Annotated in this window: 19 protein-coding genes; 3 read left to right on the top strand and 16 right to left on the bottom strand. The window is 63.3% G+C overall.

The features are described from left to right. Positions 1-38 precede the first annotated feature (38 nt). Both AC25ND_RS21045 and AC25ND_RS21040 read right to left on the bottom strand, forming a co-directional pair. Positions 39-1,733 carry a ShlB/FhaC/HecB family hemolysin secretion/activation protein gene (locus AC25ND_RS21045; RefSeq protein WP_062360716.1) on the bottom strand — a complete coding sequence of 565 codons (1,695 nt, stop codon included), beginning with the start codon at positions 1,731-1,733 and terminating at the stop codon, positions 39-41. A gap of 144 nt (positions 1,734-1,877) precedes the next feature. Further along, complete coding sequence (locus AC25ND_RS21040; protein WP_236248290.1) at positions 1,878-2,777, bottom strand: DMT family transporter; 900 nt, start codon at positions 2,775-2,777, stop codon at positions 1,878-1,880. Between the two features lie 133 nt (positions 2,778-2,910). On the opposite strand from AC25ND_RS21040, the gene AC25ND_RS21035 reads away from it, so the two are divergent. The 3 genes from AC25ND_RS21035 (at position 2,911) to AC25ND_RS21025 (ending at position 6,080) form a co-directional block, all read left to right on the top strand. Then, entirely contained in the window at positions 2,911-3,348 is a 438-nt protein-coding gene (locus AC25ND_RS21035; RefSeq protein WP_062360713.1) for an Lrp/AsnC family transcriptional regulator, read from the top strand. 449 nt (positions 3,349-3,797) lie between these two features. After that, a complete protein-coding gene (locus AC25ND_RS21030) occupies positions 3,798-5,333 on the top strand; it encodes an NCS1 family nucleobase:cation symporter-1 (protein ID WP_062360711.1) in 1,536 nt (511 codons plus the stop codon). Between the two features lie 18 nt (positions 5,334-5,351). After that, positions 5,352-6,080, top strand: coding sequence for an aspartate/glutamate racemase family protein (locus AC25ND_RS21025; protein ID WP_028692810.1), 729 nt, complete (start codon positions 5,352-5,354; stop codon positions 6,078-6,080). Between the two features lie 109 nt (positions 6,081-6,189). Here AC25ND_RS21025 and AC25ND_RS21020 read toward each other — a convergent pair whose 3' ends face one another. The 14 genes from AC25ND_RS21020 to AC25ND_RS20955 all read right to left on the bottom strand — a co-directional run bounded on the left by AC25ND_RS21020 (position 6,190) and on the right by AC25ND_RS20955 (position 18,009). After that, the gene (locus AC25ND_RS21020) at positions 6,190-7,383 is read right to left on the bottom strand and encodes a D-amino acid dehydrogenase (RefSeq protein ID WP_486976568.1); all 1,194 of its coding nucleotides are present in this window, start codon (positions 7,381-7,383) and stop codon (positions 6,190-6,192) included. A gap of 45 nt (positions 7,384-7,428) precedes the next feature. Continuing rightward, entirely contained in the window at positions 7,429-8,091 is a 663-nt protein-coding gene (locus tag AC25ND_RS21015) for a histidine phosphatase family protein (protein WP_486976567.1), read from the bottom strand. 825 nt (positions 8,092-8,916) lie between these two features. Continuing rightward, entirely contained in the window at positions 8,917-9,255 is a 339-nt protein-coding gene (locus tag AC25ND_RS21010; RefSeq protein ID WP_028692807.1) for an FKBP-type peptidyl-prolyl cis-trans isomerase, read from the bottom strand. Between the two features lie 73 nt (positions 9,256-9,328). After that, entirely contained in the window at positions 9,329-9,742 is a 414-nt protein-coding gene (locus AC25ND_RS21005; protein WP_028692806.1) for a GFA family protein, read from the bottom strand. Between the two features lie 964 nt (positions 9,743-10,706). After that, on the bottom strand, positions 10,707-11,849 hold the full coding sequence (gene flhB, locus AC25ND_RS21000; RefSeq protein ID WP_028692805.1) for a flagellar biosynthesis protein FlhB: 1,143 nt from the start codon (positions 11,847-11,849) through the stop codon (positions 10,707-10,709). Positions 11,850-11,851: 2 nt separating this feature from the next. Further along, positions 11,852-12,628: a flagellar biosynthetic protein FliR gene (gene fliR, locus AC25ND_RS20995; protein WP_028692804.1), complete on the bottom strand. Its 777-nt coding sequence runs from the start codon at positions 12,626-12,628 to the stop codon at positions 11,852-11,854. Between the two features lie 7 nt (positions 12,629-12,635). Further along, positions 12,636-12,905, bottom strand: a complete 270-nt coding sequence (gene fliQ / locus AC25ND_RS20990) for a flagellar biosynthesis protein FliQ (protein ID WP_023630488.1) — start codon at positions 12,903-12,905, stop codon at positions 12,636-12,638. A 21-nt stretch (positions 12,906-12,926) separates the two neighbouring features. Next, positions 12,927-13,682, bottom strand: a complete 756-nt coding sequence (gene fliP, locus AC25ND_RS20985) for a flagellar type III secretion system pore protein FliP (protein ID WP_028692803.1) — start codon at positions 13,680-13,682, stop codon at positions 12,927-12,929. Continuing rightward, positions 13,682-14,122: a flagellar biosynthetic protein FliO gene (fliO, locus tag AC25ND_RS20980; protein ID WP_186597452.1), complete on the bottom strand. Its 441-nt coding sequence runs from the start codon at positions 14,120-14,122 to the stop codon at positions 13,682-13,684. Before fliO ends, fliP begins: the two co-directional genes overlap by 1 nt. Before the next feature lie 9 nt (positions 14,123-14,131). Further along, complete coding sequence (gene fliN, locus AC25ND_RS20975; protein WP_028692801.1) at positions 14,132-14,596, bottom strand: flagellar motor switch protein FliN; 465 nt, start codon at positions 14,594-14,596, stop codon at positions 14,132-14,134. Between the two features lie 46 nt (positions 14,597-14,642). Then, on the bottom strand, positions 14,643-15,611 hold the full coding sequence (gene fliM, locus AC25ND_RS20970; RefSeq protein ID WP_028692800.1) for a flagellar motor switch protein FliM: 969 nt from the start codon (positions 15,609-15,611) through the stop codon (positions 14,643-14,645). Between the two features lie 10 nt (positions 15,612-15,621). Further along, positions 15,622-16,119 (bottom strand): flagellar basal body-associated protein FliL, encoded by a 498-nt coding sequence (gene fliL / locus AC25ND_RS20965; RefSeq protein ID WP_028692799.1) that lies wholly within the window; start codon positions 16,117-16,119, stop codon positions 15,622-15,624. 145 nt (positions 16,120-16,264) lie between these two features. Then, positions 16,265-17,602 (bottom strand): flagellar hook-length control protein FliK, encoded by a 1,338-nt coding sequence (locus AC25ND_RS20960; protein WP_186597448.1) that lies wholly within the window; start codon positions 17,600-17,602, stop codon positions 16,265-16,267. A gap of 68 nt (positions 17,603-17,670) precedes the next feature. Beyond that, on the bottom strand, positions 17,671-18,009 hold the full coding sequence (locus tag AC25ND_RS20955) for an Hpt domain-containing protein (protein ID WP_189662233.1): 339 nt from the start codon (positions 18,007-18,009) through the stop codon (positions 17,671-17,673). Positions 18,010-18,049 lie beyond the last annotated feature (40 nt).

The following is an 18,049-nucleotide window of genomic DNA, read 5'->3' as shown; positions in this document are numbered from 1 at the left end:
GCGGGCGGCGGTGTCACGGGCAAAGGGTGGGTCGGGACTCAGAAGAACGCGTCGACTCGGAAATAGATCGGGTGTTCGCGGCGGGTGATGACGTCGGGGCGCTCCAGCGAGCGGGCGAAGGTCGCGCTGGCGGCGAAGTACTGGCCGCGCACGTTGAACTCGAAGGCGTTGCCGCTCAGGCGACCATGGTCCTGGCCATTGCCGTGCTGACCCTTGATCACCCCGGCGTCATAGGCGAAGGCCATGCCGTATTCGCGCAGCCACGGCTGCAGTGCTGCCCAGGTCACAGGGCGGCGCCAACGCAACTGGTTGCGCCAGTAACCGCCGCTGTCGCCGGTGAGGGTCTGCTCCTTGAAGCCGCGCACCGAGGTCAGCCCGCCGACGCTGATGCGCTGGCCACTGTAGAGGGCGTCTTCGCTGCGCTGGCCGGTGGCCAGGCTGTCGAAGCTGAACTGCTCGCCCCACAGCTGGAACGGCTGCAGGTAACTCAGGGTGAGGGTGTACTTGTTGTAGCGCGCCACCGGTTCGTTGCCGCGCGGATCGCCCGCGCCCTGGGCGTCGAGCGCGCCGATGCCCTGCTGCCAGCCGGCATCGAGGTTGACGAAGGCGTTGCCGATGCGCCGGCCGTGGTTGACGCCCAGCTGGCGTTCGGTGATACGGGTGCTGGAGACGTCGATCAGGGTGTCGTCCAGGTAGTTGCGCGCACGCAGGTGGCTGACGCCAGCATTGACCGCGGTCTTGCTCAGGCTGTCGCGGTGGATCACCCGTTCGGCCTGGAACTGGTGCACGCTGTTGTCGCCATCGAGCTTGAAGGGGAAACCGCTGGAGGTGTCGCGGGTGCGGTAGTAGTTGTGGTTGTAGCTGTAGTTGAAGGTCCACCAGCCCCACGGCAGGCTGTAGTTCAGGCCGTGGCTGTCGGAATGGCGCCAGTGGTCACTGACCACGTCGCGCCCGCCACGCAGGCTCAGCTGATCGGCCAGGCCCAGCGGGCTGTCCCACTCCAGGCCGAGGTTCATCTGCTGTTCGCCACTGCTGGCGTCACCGTTGTTGTGCCGGCTGGCAGAGACGCGCCAGGGCTTGTCACGCTGGCCCTTGAGCTGGACGCGGCTGCCGCCGACCTCCTGCCCCGGCACCAACTCCACCTCGACCTGGCGCGAGGGCAGGCGGCCGAGCTGGTCGACCATCTGTTCCATTTCGCGCAGGTTGAGCACCTCGCCGGTATTGCCGGGGAAGGCCATGGCCATTTCCCGAGGGCTGGCCAGGGCGGAGCCGTCCAGCCCTTCCAGGCGGCCTTCGACGATGATGATCTGCAGCACGCCGGAGCCCAGGTCCTGCTGGGGCAGGTAGGCACGGGTGGTCAGGTAGCCACGGTTCAGGTAATGGTCGGTGATGCGCTTGAGCAGGTCATTGAGCTGGCCGACTTGCAGGCACTTGCCTTCGTAGCCTTCGAGCAGCGCCTTGCGCTGTGGCTCGTCGAGCAGGCTGGCACCTTGCAAGTCGATGCGCTGGATCTGGAAGCAGCGCCCTTGCTCGGGGGGCTGGGCGGGCGCCTGCGGTGCCTGCCTTCCCGGCAGTTGCTGAAGCTCCTCGAGACGCTTGCGCTGCTCCTGCAGCAAGTTCTCCTGGCGATCGCGGATCAGGTCACGGTCGCCGGGTGTCTGGAACGGTGCGGCACCGGCGAGCAAAGGCAAGAGTACCAGGCCTGCGGCCAGGAAGCGGGTAGGAAGGGGCATGGGGCGTGTCCATCACTTAAAGCCGAGCGCATCACTGCGAAATAGTCGCGCAGGGTACTAGAGGACAGCAGTGCTATCAATAAGCCACCTTTCCCCTGTATTGCCGGATAAGTTCTCTACGCCGGGAAGCCGCCCGTCATTGCTTTACTGTTGTCGCGCAGGCTTACCGGCAGGCCGGAACCACCACCCCTGCTGCATGCCGGCAGCAGCGAGCAGAATCAGCCCGACTCCCAACCACTGTAATGCCGCCAGGCGATGGTCGAAGGCCAGCCAGTCGACCAGGATCGCGGCGATCGGGTAGATGAACGACAGCGCTCCGGTCAACGCCGTTGGCAGGCGCTGGATGGCGCTGTACAGCAGCACGTACATCAACCCCGTATGCAAGATGCCCAGCGTGACCAGGCTGCCAAGCGCCGGCAGTTCACCCGGCAGCCCGCCCAGTTGCACCCAGGGCGCCAGCAGCAGGACGCCGGTGCTCACCTGGATCAAGGCAATGAGGTGCGGCGGCGTGCCGGCCAGGCGCTTGATGATCAGCGCCGCCACGGCATACAGAAACGCCGCACCCAGTGCCAGGGCGATGCCCTGCAGGTACTCGCCACCACTGGCCTGCCCCGCGCCGTGAGCGCTGACGATAGCCAGCATGCCGAGGAACGCCACGCTCAGCCAGGTCAGCTTGGCCACGGTGATCTTCTCGCCCAGGAACAGCGCCGCCAGCCCCACCAGCATGAACGGCTGGACGTTGTACACCGCGGTGCCGATGGCGATCGATGCCCGCGAGTAGGAGGCGAACAGCAGTACCCAGTTGCCGACGATCGCCACCCCGCTGGCCACCGCCAGCAGGAAGGTGACGCGGGTCAGCACGCCCGGTTTGAGAAAGCCCATGGCCACGCAGATCAGCAGCAAGGTGCCGGCGCCGAACACGCAGCGCCAGAACACCACCTCCAGCACCGGCTGCCCGGACACCAGCACGAACCAGCCAATGGTTCCGGAGATCAGCATGGCGGCGATCATTTCCAGCGAACCACGGCGCAGCGAATTGTCCATCTCACACCTCCTGTCGACGATGGGCACAGTATGCGGAGGGTCGAGGGCGACCTTCCAGCGGATAACCAAGGCATATCGGTGCTCTCGCCTTTACTATCAAGGCATTTATTGAAAATCACCTAACGAGGCTGCCATGACCGATACCATCGACCAGTTGCTGATCAACGCCCTGATGGAAGACTCGCGCCGCTCGCTCAAGGCCTTGGCGCAGATCAGCGGCCTGTCGGCGCCCAGCGTCAGCGAGCGTCTGCGCCGCCTGGAGGAGCGCGGCGTGCTGCGCGGCTATACGGTGGAGGTTGACCCGCGCTGTTTCGGCTACCAGTTGCAGGCCATCGTGCGCATTCGCCCGTTGCCGGGGCAGTTGCAGGAGGTGGAACGGCAAATCATCGCCATTCCCGAGTTCACCGAATGCGACAAGGTTACCGGCGATGATTGTTTCATCGCCCGCCTGCATGTGCGCTCGATGGAGCAGCTGGACACCTTGCTCGACCGCCTCAACGTGCTGGCCGAGACCAATACGGCAATCATCAAGAAAACGCCGGTGAAGCGGCGGCTGCCGCCCATGGCATGAGGCCAAGTACCCGAGAAAAACTTGTACACAAGAATGTCACCATAAGTGCCATTTTTGTGTGCACTCTCCACGGGTAACGCCCCATTAGGTTACACACTTCGTTTAACTAAATTTGACTAAACGATCAGCTAATTGGTTGTGTGAAAAATATAACCTGTTCATTTGGTCAACTTATAGTTCCAATATTTCATCTACTTAACTTTCATACAGATAGATTGAAAATAGTAGCCGCCTGAAAGCGTATTGATCGCTGGCATGGAACTGGCTTTTGTGTGCTTGTGTTTTGTATACAAGTTTTACGAAACATAAATACACAAGAACCCGCAGCGTCGCCCCGTCGGCGACCGTTGCGCCCAGAACCCAGTGATGCCAACGCCTGCACCGACGAGATGGCGAGCCCGTGCGCCAGCGCCCGCTCATCGCAGTCACACGCATCAGGAGCCACCGGAATGAGTAGCAGCCTCCCCCTTGCCCCTGAACTTTCCGTTGCCAGCCCCCATCCCTCGACCACGACCCTCGAAGGCCACCCGGCCGATCTCGAGCTGAGCCCTCGCCTGCACAACCGCGACCTCGCCCCGACCAAACTGGCAGGCCGCCGCTGGGGCGGCTACAGCATCTTCGCGCTGTGGACCAACGACGTGCACAACATCGCCAACTACTCCTTCGCCATGGGGCTGTTCGCCCTGGGCCTGGGCGGCTGGCAGATCCTGCTGTCGCTGGCGATCGGCGCGGCGCTGGTGTACTTCTTCATGAACCTGTCCGGTTACATGGGGCAGAAGACCGGCGTGCCGTTCCCGGTGATCAGCCGCATCGCCTTCGGCATCCATGGCGCGCAGATCCCGGCGCTGATCCGCGCGGTGATCGCCATCGCCTGGTTCGGCATCCAGACCTACCTGGCCTCGGTGGTGCTGCGGGTGCTGTTGACCGCCGTGTGGCCGCAGGTGGCCGCCTATGACCACGACAGCATCCTCGGTCTGTCGAGCCTGGGCTGGGTGTGCTTCGTGGCGATCTGGCTGGTGCAGTTGGTGATCCTCGCCTACGGCATGGAGATGGTGCGCCGCTACGAGGCCTTCGCCGGCCCGGTGATCCTGCTGACCGTGGCGAGCCTGGCGGTGTTCATGTACTTCAAGGCCGATGCGCGCATCGCCTGGTCGGTCGCCGAGCCCCTGAGCGGCTACGAGATGTGGCGCAACATCTTCGCCGGCGGCGCGCTGTGGCTGGCGATCTACGGCACCCTGGTGCTCAACTTCTGCGACTTCGCCCGCTCCTCGCCGTGCCGTAAAACCATCCGCGTCGGCAACTTCTGGGGCCTGCCGGTGAACATCCTGGTGTTCGCGGCGATCACCGTGGTGCTGTGCGGCGCGCAGTTCCAGATCAACGGCCAGGTCATCGACAGCCCGACGCAAATCGTCGCCAGCATCCCCAACACCGCGTTCCTGGTGCTGGGCTGCCTGGCGTTCCTGATCGTCACCGTGGCGGTGAACATCATGGCCAACTTCGTCGCCCCGGCCTTCGTGCTCAGCAACCTGGCGCCGCGCCACCTGAACTTCCGCCGCGCCGGGCTGATCAGCGCCACCCTGGCGGTGCTGATCCTGCCGTGGAACCTGTACAACAGCCCGCTGGTGATCGTGTACTTCCTCTCCGGCCTGGGCGCCCTGCTCGGCCCGCTGTACGGCGTGATCATGGCCGACTACTGGCTGCTGCGTAAGGGCCGTATCAACGTGCCCGAGCTGTACAGCGAGAGTCCCGCCGGCGCCTACCACTACACCCGCGGCATCAACCTGCGCGCCGTGGCCGCGTTTATCCCGGCCGCGCTGCTGGCGATCATCCTGGCCCTGGTACCCAACTTCCACGGTATCGCGCCGTTCTCCTGGCTGATCGGTGCCGGTATCGCCGCCGCCGTCTACCTGCTGATTGCGCCACGCCACCGCCAATACCTCGATGTCAGCGGCGAATGCATCGCCGTCGACCACAGCAGCCACTGAATTTCAGGGAGATCCGTCATGCGTATTCTGATCGCCAACGTCAACACCACCGAAGCCATCACCGAAGCCATTGCCGAGCAAGCGCGCAGCGTGGCCGCGCCCGGTACCGAGATCGTCGGCCTGACCCCGTGGTTCGGCGCCGAGTCGGTGGAGGGCAACTTCGAGAGCTACCTGGCCGCCATCGCGGTGATGGACCGGGTGCTGGCCTACGACCAGCCCTTCGATGCCGTGATCCAGGCCGGCTATGGCGAGCACGGCCGGGAAGGCCTGCAGGAACTGCTGGACGTGCCGGTGGTAGACATCACCGATGCCGCCGCCAGCACCGCCATGTACCTGGGGCACGCCTACTCGGTGGTGACCACCCTGGACCGCACCGTGCCGCTGATCGAGGACCGCCTGAAACTGTCCGGGCTGTACGAGCGCTGCGCCTCGGTGCGCGCCAGCGGACTGGCGGTGCTGGAGCTGGAAAGCGACCCACGGCGTGCGGTGGAAGCCATCGTCGAGCAGGCCGAACGGGCTGTGCGCGAAGACAAGGCCGAAGTGATCTGCCTGGGTTGCGGCGGCATGGCCGGGCTCGACGAGCAGATCCGCCAGCGCACCGGGGTGCCGGTTGTGGACGGCGTGAGCGCTGCGGTGACCATTGCCGAATCGCTGGTGAGGCTGGGGTTGAGCACCTCCAAGGTGCGCACCTACGCCACGCCGCGGGCGAAGAAGGTGGTGGGCTGGCCGATGCGTTTCGGTCGCTGATTGACCAGTAGCGCCCGTCGCAGGGCAAGCCCACTCCCCTGGCGTCAAAAGCAACCCGTGGGAGCGGCGATGCGGCGACCCGACTTGCCCCGCGATGAGGCCAACAAAGTCAGCGCAACAGCCTCGCCAGCCGCTCGCCACTGCCACATGCCAAGGTGAACCCCAGTGCACCATGCCCCAGGTTTAGCCACAGGTTGCGATACCGTGTGGCACCAATGATCGGCACCCCGGTCGGCGTCGCCGGCCGCATACCCGCCCATTCCACTGCCTGCCCGTAGTCGGCGGCCTCGGGCAAGGTTTCCCGGGCCAGCCTCCGCATGCTCGCGAGCCTGCCGGCATCCACCGACTCGTCGTAACCGACGATGTCCACCATAGCCGCCACACGCAGCTGATCCTCCAGCCGGGCATAGACGATCTTGCATTCGTAGTCGGTGATACTTACCTCGGGTGCCCGATGCGCGGCGCCGACCGGCGCGGTCAGGCTATAGCCTTTCAAGGGATAGACCGGCAAATTCAAGCCCGGCAAAGCCAGGCCGGCGCTACGGTGCCCGGCGCTGAGCACCAGGCGCTGCACGTCCAGCTGTTCGTTGCCCATCTCAAGGGCCAGCACCTGATCATCGTGCGCAATCAGCCGTGTCACCGGCCGCCCCAATAGCAACCGGCATTGCCCGGATGCCTCCAGGCGCTCGGCCAGGCGCAGGCAGAAACGGTGGCAATCGGCGACCTCTTCGTCCGGGGTGAACACGCCGCCAACGAACGGTGCCTCGCAAAGCGCCGGGTCGAGCTCGCGCAGTTCGGCGGCATCCAGTGTTCGCTGGCTGTGGGGATCAAGCAGGTGTTGGCGCCCGCGGTCGAATGCACGCTGGGTACGAAATGCAACCAGCTTGCCGTTGCGCCGCCAGGCGAAATCATCAAGGCCGTCCTGCTCGCGCCAGCGCTGTAACGCCGCCTGGCTTTCGAGCGCCAGGCTCAGCAACTGAGCAGCATTACGGCGATTGACGGAGGTGCGGCACGCCATGACGAAAGCCGCCAGCCAACGCCACTGCGCAGGGTCCAGACGCAACCGAAGGCGCAATGGCGAGTCCCCCTGCAACAACCAGCCAAGCGCCTGCCACGGTACTCCGGCATCGGCCAGAGGCGCGACATAACGATACGAAAGCTGTCCACCGTTGGCGAAGCTGGTGGCGCTGGCCAGGCTGTCCCGGGCTTCGACCAGGTCGACCTGCCAACCGTCGAGCACCAGCGCATAAGCCGTCGCCAGGCCGACCACCCCGCCGCCGATCACTGTCACCCGCTGGTTCATGCGTCCATTCCCGTCCAGGCCTTATGGCCAGACAGTAACAGCAGGTCAGGTCGGACAGCCAGGCTCACCGTGATCGAGCCCCTGACGCACGCTACGGCTGAGCAGGGTAGCCTTGCCCTCGCGCCAGGTCAGCGTGAGCACGTACAAGTTATCGAAGTCGTCGCGATGCCAGTCTTCGGTGAGCACCCGCTCCTCCCCCAGGGCCTTGCCGGCCACGGTGTTGATCAATTCCGGGAGGTAACCGCGGGACCAGGCGGTGTAGACCGTGGCATTGCGGTACTTGCTACTGAGCAATTCGTCAGCCAGATCGTCGGTGTCGTTTGCGCCATAGTCGATGTTCACCGGCAAGCCGAGGCGAATGGCGCTGGGACTGATGGTCATCAACGGGCGGATATAGCTGTAGCGCTCATCCTGGCTACCTTCTTCGACCCCCCGCGAAGGGTTGGCGGCGAATACGTAATCAGCCTTGCCGAAGCGCTCGGGCAACAAGGTGGCGAGATCCAGGGCGCGATTGAGCCCCTGGCAGTTCAGCTGTCCCAATCCCTCGCCGGGCTTCTCGGCATGGCGCAGGAAGACCAGCGTCTGGGTGCCATCCACGGGTTGCGCACGGCTCTCGACCACGGCCAAGGCCAATGGCACGGCCGCAGCGGCGAGCGTCAGGCTCAACAACAGGTGACGACGACGGCGAAGGAAGGTGGGCAGCTTCATCTGGGGCGGACTCTTGTGGCCAGGGTACTGGGTTGCCCCGCCACATGGTCCCGCAGCCTTGGCGGCGGGCCGTCCCTGTTGTGAATGCCATCCGTGGCAGCGAGTGAGGGTCAGAGTGCCCTCGACCCGTTTGGTTCCTCCCTGGGCGCACAGGCCGTTCCATCGACAAAGGCCACGTTAATGCATGTGTGTTGCTGAATTATTGCTCGTGGCTCAATCGTCGCGGGTCAGCACAGTTTCGGTCTATCGCAGGACCGGTGAGCCCCAAAGGCTTGAGTCAAAGCGTTGGGAGAGCAACGTCACGTCGCATCCTTGTAGCGGTCTCTGAGTACAATCAGGCATACACCCAGCACGATAGCGAAAGACTTCCACAGCACCACATCAACACCAGTGAGCGTTTCACGGTGCAAGAACAGCATACCGAGCCCCCCATAGTGAGAAGACTCACGCCAAGCCAGGTACGCAGCCGGGGTGACCTCAACCAGCGATCAATGGCAAAGCCTATGAACAGCGACAGGGCGATCTGAACAGGATCCTCGTACATTGGGGGCTCTCACTCTGTGGCATGCGGAGCATCTCCTCCGTAAGGCTCTGGACAACGATCCAAATGAGCTTGGGACGATAGCTCCGGACATGCCTCTCAAGGCACCAATTGACGTCTGATGTTCAAGTGGGAAATTTCCCAAATCAAACAATTAGCATCGCGGCGCCAGGTTTTCATGATCCGGTTTCTTTGCATGGCGCACATTGATGGGCTGGATGACCTCGATTTTCTGCCATTTGTTCAACGGGTAGGAGCGCATTGACCATACCGAAGGCCGCATCTCAGTCTTCCCGGGTCAGCACTTCCAGCAGCTCGATCTCGAAGGTGAGGTCCGAATTCGGTGGAATCGAACCGACCGAGCGCTCGCCATAGCCCAGGTGCGCCGGGACCAGCAGCTTGCGCTTGCCGCCCACGCGCATGCCCATCAAGCCTTGATCCCAGCCCTTGATCACCCGGCCGGTGCCGATCACGCACTGGAACGGCTTGCCGCGCGACCAGGACGAATCGAACTCGCTGCCATCGGCCAGGGTGCCGCGGTACTGGGTGGTGATCAGCGCGCCCTTGACCACGGCCTTGCCGTCGCCTTCCTGTAGATCGATGACTTGCAACTCACTGCTCATGGCAGGTTCCTCGAGACGGTTTTGGTGGGCGCCCTTTTCTCAGGAATGCGTGGGTTTGGCAAGGCGGGTCGGCTCAGGACGGGGCGAACTGTTCGAAGATCTGTTGGCCGGTGAGGTCCTTGGTTTCGTTCTTGAAGCAGTACCAGGCGGGCTTTTCGTCGATGAAGATCTGCTCGGTGAAGGTCCAGTTTGCCTTACCGTCGAGCAGGCCGACTGGTACGACATAGAGGTTGCTCTCTTTCAGGCGGTAGAACAGGTGCGTGCCGCACTGGCCGCAGAAGCCGCGCTGGGCCCAGGGGGAGGAATCATAGACGCTCGGGGTTGAGCCTTCGAACTGCGGGGGTTCGGCGCAATGGACGGCCAGCAGTGGGCCGCCGGTCCATTTGCGGCACATGCTGCAGTGGCAGGCGCTGACGTGGTTGTTATCGACCTTGACGGTCAGTTTGGTGGCTTGGCATAGGCAGGTGCCTTGGTTTTCCTGGGGCATGGGGGGCTCCTTGCTGTTGTTTTTGGGAGTTGGAGTATAAGTGGTGGGTTCGGGTTCGGGTTCGGGGATGATTGTTTTGGATTTTTGGCTCCATTCATCCGGCCCCTGCGCTTCGCTCCGGGGTTCCCTCGCTCCGTTCTTGCTCCCGTGGGTACCGCGCTGTACGGCCCATCCTGGGCCGCAGCGCTCGACGGCCATCCATGGCCGTCGCCCCACTACGCAAGAACTCCGCTCGGCCTCCTGAAGTCGCAATTGGCGGCGCCTGGACTATCGCGCGCTTAGAAGCAAGAGCAAGAGCAAGAGCAAGAGCAAGAGCAAGAGCAAGAGCAAGAGCAAGAGCAGAAATGCGAAGTTATTTATTTGGCAGTTAATTATATATTGGTTATTCCGGTCCTTTCGCGGGGTAAGCCCGCTCCGACAGGGACTCATATAACAGCGACTATCGTGTAGGAACGGGGTTGCGCCGCAATACGATCAAGAGATTAACTAAACTTCCAACTAGCGACAGCTGCGTCAGTCCAGGCGCCGCCCGTAACTTCGCGACTTCAGGAGGCCGAACGGAGGTCTTGCGCAGGGAGGTGACGGGCATGGATGCCCGTCAAGCGCTGGGGCCCAGGATGGGCCCTGCAGCGCGGTCCTCCCGGGAGCAAGGCCAGAGTGAGGGAACCCGGAGCGAAGCGTAGGGCCGGATGAATGGAGCGAGGATTTTTTGGTTCCTTTTTGATCCTTCAAAAAGGAACTCGCCGTAAAGGCGAAAAGGTAACTATGCGTCAACATCGCAAACGAATGAACTTACAACCATTAAAACCAGCGCCGACCGACTTTGACCTTGAATTTGAACTTTAGAGCATGTGTTTTGAAAGCGATATGCGCATTTATTCGCGATGGTGACTATGCGCCAACATCGCGAATAAATGCGCATACAACTTTCAAAACAACCAAACAACCAAACAACCAACCAACCTTAACTGTCCCGCCGCAGATCCTCAGGAATAGGCAAATCCTTCTTCAACGGCTCCGGCGCCTTCCCCCTCCCGGCCCGATACTGCCGAATCTGGAACACATAGGCCAACACCTGCGCCACCGCCAGGTACAACCCCGCCGGAATCTCCTGCTCCATCTCGGTGGAGTAGTAGATCGCACGCGCCAGGGCCGGCGACTCGAGTATCTGCACGTTATGCTCGACCCCGATCTCACGAATCTTCAAGGCAATGAAATCAGTCCCCTTGGCAACCAGCAACGGCGCCGTCCCACCCTTGTCCGGGTTGTACTGCAGGGCCACCGCGTAATGGGTCGGGTTGGTGATGATCACATCCGCGTCAGGCACCGCCGCCATCATCCGTCGCTGCGACATCTCCCGCTGCAACTGCCTGATACGCTGCTTGACCTCAGGCTTGCCTTCGCTATCCTTGTACTCGTCCTTGACCTCCTGCTTGGTCATCTTCATCTTCTTGTTCGTCTGGAACAGCTGGTATGGCACATCCAGCCCGGCAATCAGCAGCAACCCCGCCGCCATCCACAAGGCGCTCCAGCCCACCACCTGCACCGCATGGATGATCGCCTGCTCCAGCGGCTCGTTGGCGATGGCCAGCAGCGCCTCGCGGTCACTGGCCAGCACCAGCAGCGCCACCAGCAGGATCATGATGAACTTCGCCATGGCCTTGAGCAGCTCGGTCAGCGCGTTCATCGAGAACATGCGCTTGATCCCCGACAATGGGTTCATCCGGCTGAACTTCGGCTGCAGCAGGCTCCCGGAGAACAGGAAGCCGCCCAGGGCAATAGGCGCAACGAAGGAAATCACGAACAGCAGAATCAGGATCGGTTGCACCGACCAGATCGCCATCTTGCCCGAGGCCAGCAGGAACGCGCCCATGCTGCGCTCGTCGACGATCACTTCGCGCGTCAGGCTGAAGTTCATACGCATAAGGGTCATCAGCGTCTCCGCCAGATAACCGCCGAACGCCAGCAAGCCACCAGCGCCCGCCAGGGTCACCGCGACCGTGTTCAGCTCCTTGGAGCGGGCGACCTCACCTTTCTCCCGCGAGTCGCGTTTGCGCTTCTCGGTGGGTTCTTCTGTCTTGTCCTGACCGCTTTCGCTCTCTGCCATGCTCAGCGCGCCCGTGCCAGCTCACGCAGCCACTGCAGCGCTTCGCTGGCCAGTGCCTGGTAGTGTGGAAGGATATCGGCCAGGCCGACCCAGAAAATCCCCATGCCCAACACCAGGGTCAGCGGGAAACCGATGGAGAAGATGTTCAACTGCGGCGCGGCGCGGGTCATCACGCCGAAGGCGATGTTGACCACCAGCAGCGCGGCGATCGCCGGCAGGATCAACAGCAGCGCAGCACCCAGCACCCAGCTCAGGCGCCCGGCGATCTCCCAGAAATGGTTGACCACCAGGGCACTGCCCACCGGCAACGTGGTGAAACTCTCGGTCAGCACCTCGAACACCACCAGGTGGCCGTTCATCAGCAGGAACAGCACGCTCACCAGCATGGTCATGAACTGGCTGATCACCGCGACGTTGACGCCGTTGGCCGGATCGACCATGGAGGCGAACGCCATACCCATCTGCACGGCGACGATCTGCCCGGCGATGACGAAGGCCTGGAACAGCAACTGCAGCGAAAAGCCGAACAACGCCCCGACGATGACCTGCTCGGCGCACAGCAGCACGCCGCGCACGCTCAACGGATCGATCTCGGGCAATGGCGGCAACCCCGGCACGATGACCACGGTGATCGCCACGGCGGCATACAGGCGCACCCGCGCCGGCAGCATCTTGGTGCCGAAGATCGGCATGGTCATCAGCACCGCCATCACCCTGAACAGCGGCAGGATGAAGGTGGCGACCCAGGTGCCGATCTGCGTATCGGTCAGCTCCAGCATGGCGGCCTCAACCGATCAGCTGCGGAATGCTGGTGTACAGGCCGATGAAGTACTCCATGAACTTCTGCACCAACCAGGGCCCGGCGACGATCAGCGTGATCAGCATCACCAAAAGGCGCGGCAGGAAGCTCAGGGTCTGTTCGTTGATCTGCGTGGCGGCCTGGAACATCGCCACCACCAGGCCGATCAGCAGGCTCGGCACCACCAGCACGGCGACCATCAGGGTGGTCAGCCACAACGCATCACGGAACAGGTCGACAGCGACTTCAGGTGTCATGCAAGGCTCTCCTTGGCGGCGTCAGACGCCACCGAAACTGCCGGCCAGGGTGCCCATGATCAGCGCCCAGCCATCGACCAGCACGAACAGCATGATCTTGAACGGCAACGAAATGATCAGCGGCGACAGCATCATCATACCCATGGCCATCAGCACGCTGGCGACCACCATGTCGATGATCAGGAACGGGATGAAGATCATGAAACCGATCTGGAACGCGGTCTTGAGCTCGGAGGTGACGAACGCTGGCACCAGGATCGTCAGCGGCACCTGGTCGGGCCCGGCAATGTCGGTGCGCTTGGACAGGCGCATGAACAGGTCGAGGTCGCTCTGTCGGGTCTGCGCCAGCATGAAGTCCTTCAACGGCCCCTGGGCCTTGTCGATGGCCTGCTGGGCGGTCATCTGCTCGGCCAGGTAGGGCTGCAGGGCGTCCTTGTTCACCCGGTCGAACACCGGCGCCATGATGAACATGGTCAGGAACAGCGCCATGCCGGTGAGCACCTGGTTCGATGGCGTCTGCTGCAGGCCCAGGGCCTGACGCAAGATGGAGAAGACGATGATGATGCGGGTGAAGCTGGTCATCAGGATGACGAACGCCGGGATGAAACTCAGCGCCGTCATGATCAGCAGGATCTGCAGGCTGACCGAATATTCCTGCTGCCCGTCCGCCCCACTGGACAGGGTGATGGCCGGGATCGACAGCGGGTCGGCGGCCAGGGCCAGTGGTGCTGCCAACAGCAGCGCCAGGGTCAACAAAAAGCGCAGCGCGCCGCTCATCACGTCTTGTCCTTCTGATCCTTGCCCATCAGCTCGAGCAGCCGTTGGGCGAATTCCGGCGCGGCCTGGCGCGCCGTAGCGGGCACCTCCACGGGCTCGGCCAGCACATGCAAGGCCTCGATGCTGCCGGGACTGTGACCGATCAGGATCTGCTCCTTGCCCACCTGCACCAGCAGCAACCGGTCGCGCGGGCCGATGGCCCGGCTGCCGACGATCTCGATCACCTGCGCGCCACGCTGAGCATTGCCCTGCATGCGGCGCAGCAACCAGGCCAGGAAGAAGATAAGCCCCACCACCAGCAGCAGACCGAAGACCATCTGCGCCAACTGCGCGCCCAAACCGCCGGGCAACGGCGCGGCAGCCGAGGCGTTGGGCTCGGCCGCGGCGATCACCACTTCACTGACCAGCAATACACCGAGGGCAATCAGGCCCCGCACCATGCGCTTCACTCAGCGCAGCTTCTTGATACGTTCGCTGGGGCTGATCACGTCGGTCAGGCGGATGCCGAACTTCTCGTTGACCACGACCACTTCGCCATGGGCGATGAGGGTGCCGTTGACCAGCACGTCCAGCGGCTCGCCCGCCAGGCGGTCCAGTTCGATCACCGAACCCTGGTTGAGCTGCAGCAGGTTGCGGATGCTGATCTCGGTGCTGCCCACCTCCATGGAGATGCTCACCGGAATGTCCAGGATCACATCCAGGTTCGGGCCTTCGAGGCTGACGTGCTCGTTGGGCTTGGGCGAACTGGCGAATTCCTCCATCGGCAGGCGATCGCCACCAAGGTGGCCGGCATCGCCACCGAGCAAGGCATCGATGTCGGCCTGCCCGGCATCACCCGTCTCTTCCAGGGCAGCAGCCCATTCGTCGGCCAAGGCCTGTTCCTCGGGAGAGTTGATCTCGTTTTCGTTAGCCATGATTTCCTCGACAGGCATTCAATACGTTGGAGCGATCGGCACGCCGTCAGCGGCGCTCGATCGGGTCGATGATCTGCAGCGACAGGGTGCCCTTGTGCGAGCCCAGCCGCGCCTTGAACGACGGCACGCCGTTGGCGCGCAGCACCAGGTGCTCCGGCAGCTCCACCGGAATCACGTCACCCGGCTGCATGTGCAGGATGTCGCGCAGCTTCAACTGGCGGCGGGCGACCGTGGCCGACACCGGCACATTGACGTCCAGCACGTCTTCGCGCAGGGCCTTGACCCAGCGTTCGTCCTGGTCGTCCAGATCGGACTGGAAACCGGCGTCGAGCATTTCGCGCACCGGCTCGATCATCGAGTACGGCATGGTCACGTGCAGATCGCCGCCACCGCCGTCGAGCTCGATGTGGAAGGTCGAGACCACCACCGCCTCGCTGGGGCCGACGATGTTGGCCATGGCCGGGTTGACCTCGGAGTTGATGTACTCAAAGGTGACCGGCATGATCGCCTGCCAGGCTTCCTTGAGGTCGACGAAGCACTGGTCCAGGACCATGCGCACCACGCGCAGCTCAGTCGGCGTGAACTCACGACCCTCGATCTTGGCGTGACGGCCGTCGCCACCGAAGAAGTTGTCCACCAGCTTGAACACCAGCTTGGCGTCGAGGATGAACAGCGCGGTGCCACGCAACGGCTTGATCTTGACCAAGTTGAGGCTGGTGGGCACGTACAGCGAGTGCACGTACTCGCCGAACTTCATCACCTGCACGCCGCCCACTGCCACGTCGGCGGAGCGACGCAGCAGGTTGAACATGCTGATGCGGGTATAACGGGCGAAACGCTCGTTGATCATTTCCAGGGTCGGCATGCGACCCCGCACGATACGGTCCTGACTGGTCAGGTCGTAGCTCTTGATGCTGCCGGGCTCGCCAGCGCTCTCGGTTTGTACCAGCCCATCGTCCACCCCATGCAACAGGGCATCGATCTCATCCTGGGACAGCAGGTCCTGCACGGCCATCTATGTGCTCCTACTGCAATACGAAATTGGTGAACAGCAACTGGTCGACGACCGGCCTGCCGACTTCCTTCTGCGCCACTTCCTGCACTACCGCGGTGGCCTTCTGACGCAGCATCTCCTGCCCGACCGGGCTGCTGGCGAGGGTGTCGAAGCCCTGGCCGGAGAACATCATCACCAGGTTGTTGCGGATCACCGGCATGTGCACTTTCAGCGCCTCCAGGTCGGCCTGGTTGCGCCCCTGCATGGTAATGCTCACCTGCATGTAGCGCTGGCGGCCGTTCTGGTTGAAGTTGACCACGAAGGCCGGCGCCAGGGGTTCGTAGATCGCCGCCGGCTTTACGTTGCTCTGCGCAGCGTCAGGCGCTGGCGCCGACGCGCTCTTGTGCATGAAGAACCACGTGGCGCCCACCGACAGGCCGACCGCCAGGAGCAGGGCCAGCACCAGCAGCAGGATCAACTTGAGTTTGCCTTTAGTGGCGGGGTCTTTCACTGCGTCACTCTTCGCCATGCCAATAATCCGTCGTCCATCGGGGTTTCAAAGAAGGATGACGTGGCTTGAGCAAGTGTTATGCCAGATTTGACCGAGAAGGAAGGTACCGGCCCTGTCGCCAGACAAGCGCCACCCGAAGGTGGCCGCGCAGGGCCGGCGAATATCAGGCGTAATAGTCGACCATGCTGTCGCCGACCACCACTTGATGCTCGGCAGGACGCGCGCCCTCGGCAGGATCGACGCCCTCCCCAACCGCCTCGGCGCGGCGCGCCGCCACGCCGGACAGGCTCGAGCCGCCCTGCTGCGCCTGCTGCTGTTGCTGGCCGCGGGACTGGTCGGCCACGCTGACGTCCGGCTGCGCCAGCCCCTGCTGGGCGAACAGCTCGCGCAGCCGGTAGACCTGGCTGTCCAGCGCATCGCGCACGCCGGCATGCCCACTGACAAAGTGAATCTGGGTGGACTGGTCCGCCGCGACATTGACGCGGATGTCCAGGCGCCCCAATTCAGCGGGTTCAAGCTGGATGTCCGCCGACTTGAGGTTCTGGCTCGACAGGTACATGACCCGGTTCACCAGGCCTTCGGCCCAGGCGCCCTGGTTCATCGCCAGCGGCTGCTGCAGCGGGTTCGGGGTCACCGGTACGGCATTGGCGGTCTTGGGCGTCGCCGCCTGCGTCAGGCTGGCCAGACGGTCGGCGAAGTCATCGATCCGCGTGTCGCTGCTGGCGCCCTTGATATCCTTGAGGCCATCGTCGATCAGCCCGGCGAATGCCTTGTCGCCATGCTCGGCGTTCCCCGCTTCCTGCTCGGCCTTGCCAACCACGTTCGCCAAGGTATTGACGGCTGTGGCGGCGGGATCGGCAGGCGCCTGGCTGCTGTCGGAGCGGCTACTGGCCGCATGGGCCGATGTGGTTCCCTTGGCCTGGGCGTCCTGCTCAAGCGCCAGGCGCAAGGTCGGCATGTTGGCCAGAGGGTCCGCCTCCGGATCGAACGCGGCATCCTTGGGCGCTTCCTCGACGACCGCCGCCGCCGACACAGGCTGTGGCGCCTGCGCCGCCTGCAGCACCGGGGCGACCGCTTCGGCCTGGGCCTGGATCAACTGCGCGCCCGGCTGGGCGTCGGTGACCTGGCCAGCCACCAGGCTGGCATCAAGGGACGAGGTAGTGTCGCCTTCGGTGGCTTCATCCGCCTCGGCAACAGGCTTGCTGCCCGGGATGACTGGCAAGTTATTGCCGTCATCGGCAACCGCCGGCTTGCTGGCGTCGTCCGGCTTGCCGCCTGCGGCAGGTGCGGCCTGCTCCTTGGATTTGGCCGGGTCGGCCCCCTTGGCGACCTTGTCGTCACGCGCTGGAACGCTGTCGCGCCCCTGCCGGGCCATGACCTGGTCGAAGCCATCGCCTTGGCTGGCCGGGGCTTGCAGCGGCTTGTCCGCCACACTGGCAGCCGGGCGCGACGTCTTGTTGACGAGGCCGGCTTGCAACAATGGATTGGATGCGACAGGCATTGAGAGGTCTCCGCTGCAGAACTGGTAAAATGCGTCTGTGCGAAGAAAAGCAAAACTCGCGCCAATTTTTACTCGGCGGCGATCCGCTGCCGCTCGGCACGGTAGAAACGCTGGACCTCCACGTACTCCTGGTCGATGCGGTTGATCAGGTCTTCAATACCGTACAAAGGTTGCTGGCGGACCCGCTCCTCCAACTCCCGGCACAGCTCGGCCAGTCCAACGGCGCCCATGTTGCTGCTGCTGCCCTTGAAGCTGTGCGCGGCCAGGCCCAGCTCTTCGGCGTCCTTGGCCTCGTGCAGCTGGCTCAGGCGTCGCTCGGAGTCTTCGAGGAAGGTTTCCAGCAACTGCAGGTAGCCATCTTCCATGACCTCCCGCAAGTCACTCAGCACCCTCTGATCGATATGCATGTCCACCACTTGTTCACTCCCTGATCAAGCCGCGCAAACC

The organism is Pseudomonas sp. P110(2024) (genome assembly GCF_057480795.1).
This window is presented reverse-complemented; position numbering and strand designations above follow the sequence as displayed.

What these genes read in the sequence shown, in the direction of transcription:
- AC25ND_RS21045 (WP_062360716.1), bottom strand. Translation starts at nt 1,733, where the DNA reads ATGCCCCTTCCTACCCGCTTCCTGGCCGCAGGCCTGGTACTCTTGCCT.
- AC25ND_RS21040 (WP_236248290.1), bottom strand. Translation starts at nt 2,777, where the DNA reads ATGGACAATTCGCTGCGCCGTGGTTCGCTGGAAATGATCGCCGCCATG.
- AC25ND_RS21035 (WP_062360713.1), top strand. Translation starts at nt 2,911, where the DNA reads ATGACCGATACCATCGACCAGTTGCTGATCAACGCCCTGATGGAAGAC.
- AC25ND_RS21030 (WP_062360711.1), top strand. Translation starts at nt 3,798, where the DNA reads ATGAGTAGCAGCCTCCCCCTTGCCCCTGAACTTTCCGTTGCCAGCCCC.
- AC25ND_RS21025 (WP_028692810.1), top strand. Translation starts at nt 5,352, where the DNA reads ATGCGTATTCTGATCGCCAACGTCAACACCACCGAAGCCATCACCGAA.
- AC25ND_RS21020 (WP_486976568.1), bottom strand. Translation starts at nt 7,383, where the DNA reads ATGAACCAGCGGGTGACAGTGATCGGCGGCGGGGTGGTCGGCCTGGCG.
- AC25ND_RS21015 (WP_486976567.1), bottom strand. Translation starts at nt 8,091, where the DNA reads ATGAAGCTGCCCACCTTCCTTCGCCGTCGTCGTCACCTGTTGTTGAGC.
- AC25ND_RS21010 (WP_028692807.1), bottom strand. Translation starts at nt 9,255, where the DNA reads ATGAGCAGTGAGTTGCAAGTCATCGATCTACAGGAAGGCGACGGCAAG.
- AC25ND_RS21005 (WP_028692806.1), bottom strand. Translation starts at nt 9,742, where the DNA reads ATGCCCCAGGAAAACCAAGGCACCTGCCTATGCCAAGCCACCAAACTG.
- flhB (WP_028692805.1), bottom strand. Translation starts at nt 11,849, where the DNA reads ATGGCAGAGAGCGAAAGCGGTCAGGACAAGACAGAAGAACCCACCGAG.
- fliR (WP_028692804.1), bottom strand. Translation starts at nt 12,628, where the DNA reads ATGCTGGAGCTGACCGATACGCAGATCGGCACCTGGGTCGCCACCTTC.
- fliQ (WP_023630488.1), bottom strand. Translation starts at nt 12,905, where the DNA reads ATGACACCTGAAGTCGCTGTCGACCTGTTCCGTGATGCGTTGTGGCTG.
- fliP (WP_028692803.1), bottom strand. Translation starts at nt 13,682, where the DNA reads ATGAGCGGCGCGCTGCGCTTTTTGTTGACCCTGGCGCTGCTGTTGGCA.
- fliO (WP_186597452.1), bottom strand. Translation starts at nt 14,122, where the DNA reads ATGGTGCGGGGCCTGATTGCCCTCGGTGTATTGCTGGTCAGTGAAGTG.
- fliN (WP_028692801.1), bottom strand. Translation starts at nt 14,596, where the DNA reads ATGGCTAACGAAAACGAGATCAACTCTCCCGAGGAACAGGCCTTGGCC.
- fliM (WP_028692800.1), bottom strand. Translation starts at nt 15,611, where the DNA reads ATGGCCGTGCAGGACCTGCTGTCCCAGGATGAGATCGATGCCCTGTTG.
- fliL (WP_028692799.1), bottom strand. Translation starts at nt 16,119, where the DNA reads ATGGCGAAGAGTGACGCAGTGAAAGACCCCGCCACTAAAGGCAAACTC.
- AC25ND_RS20960 (WP_186597448.1), bottom strand. Translation starts at nt 17,602, where the DNA reads ATGCCTGTCGCATCCAATCCATTGTTGCAAGCCGGCCTCGTCAACAAG.
- AC25ND_RS20955 (WP_189662233.1), bottom strand. Translation starts at nt 18,009, where the DNA reads ATGCATATCGATCAGAGGGTGCTGAGTGACTTGCGGGAGGTCATGGAA.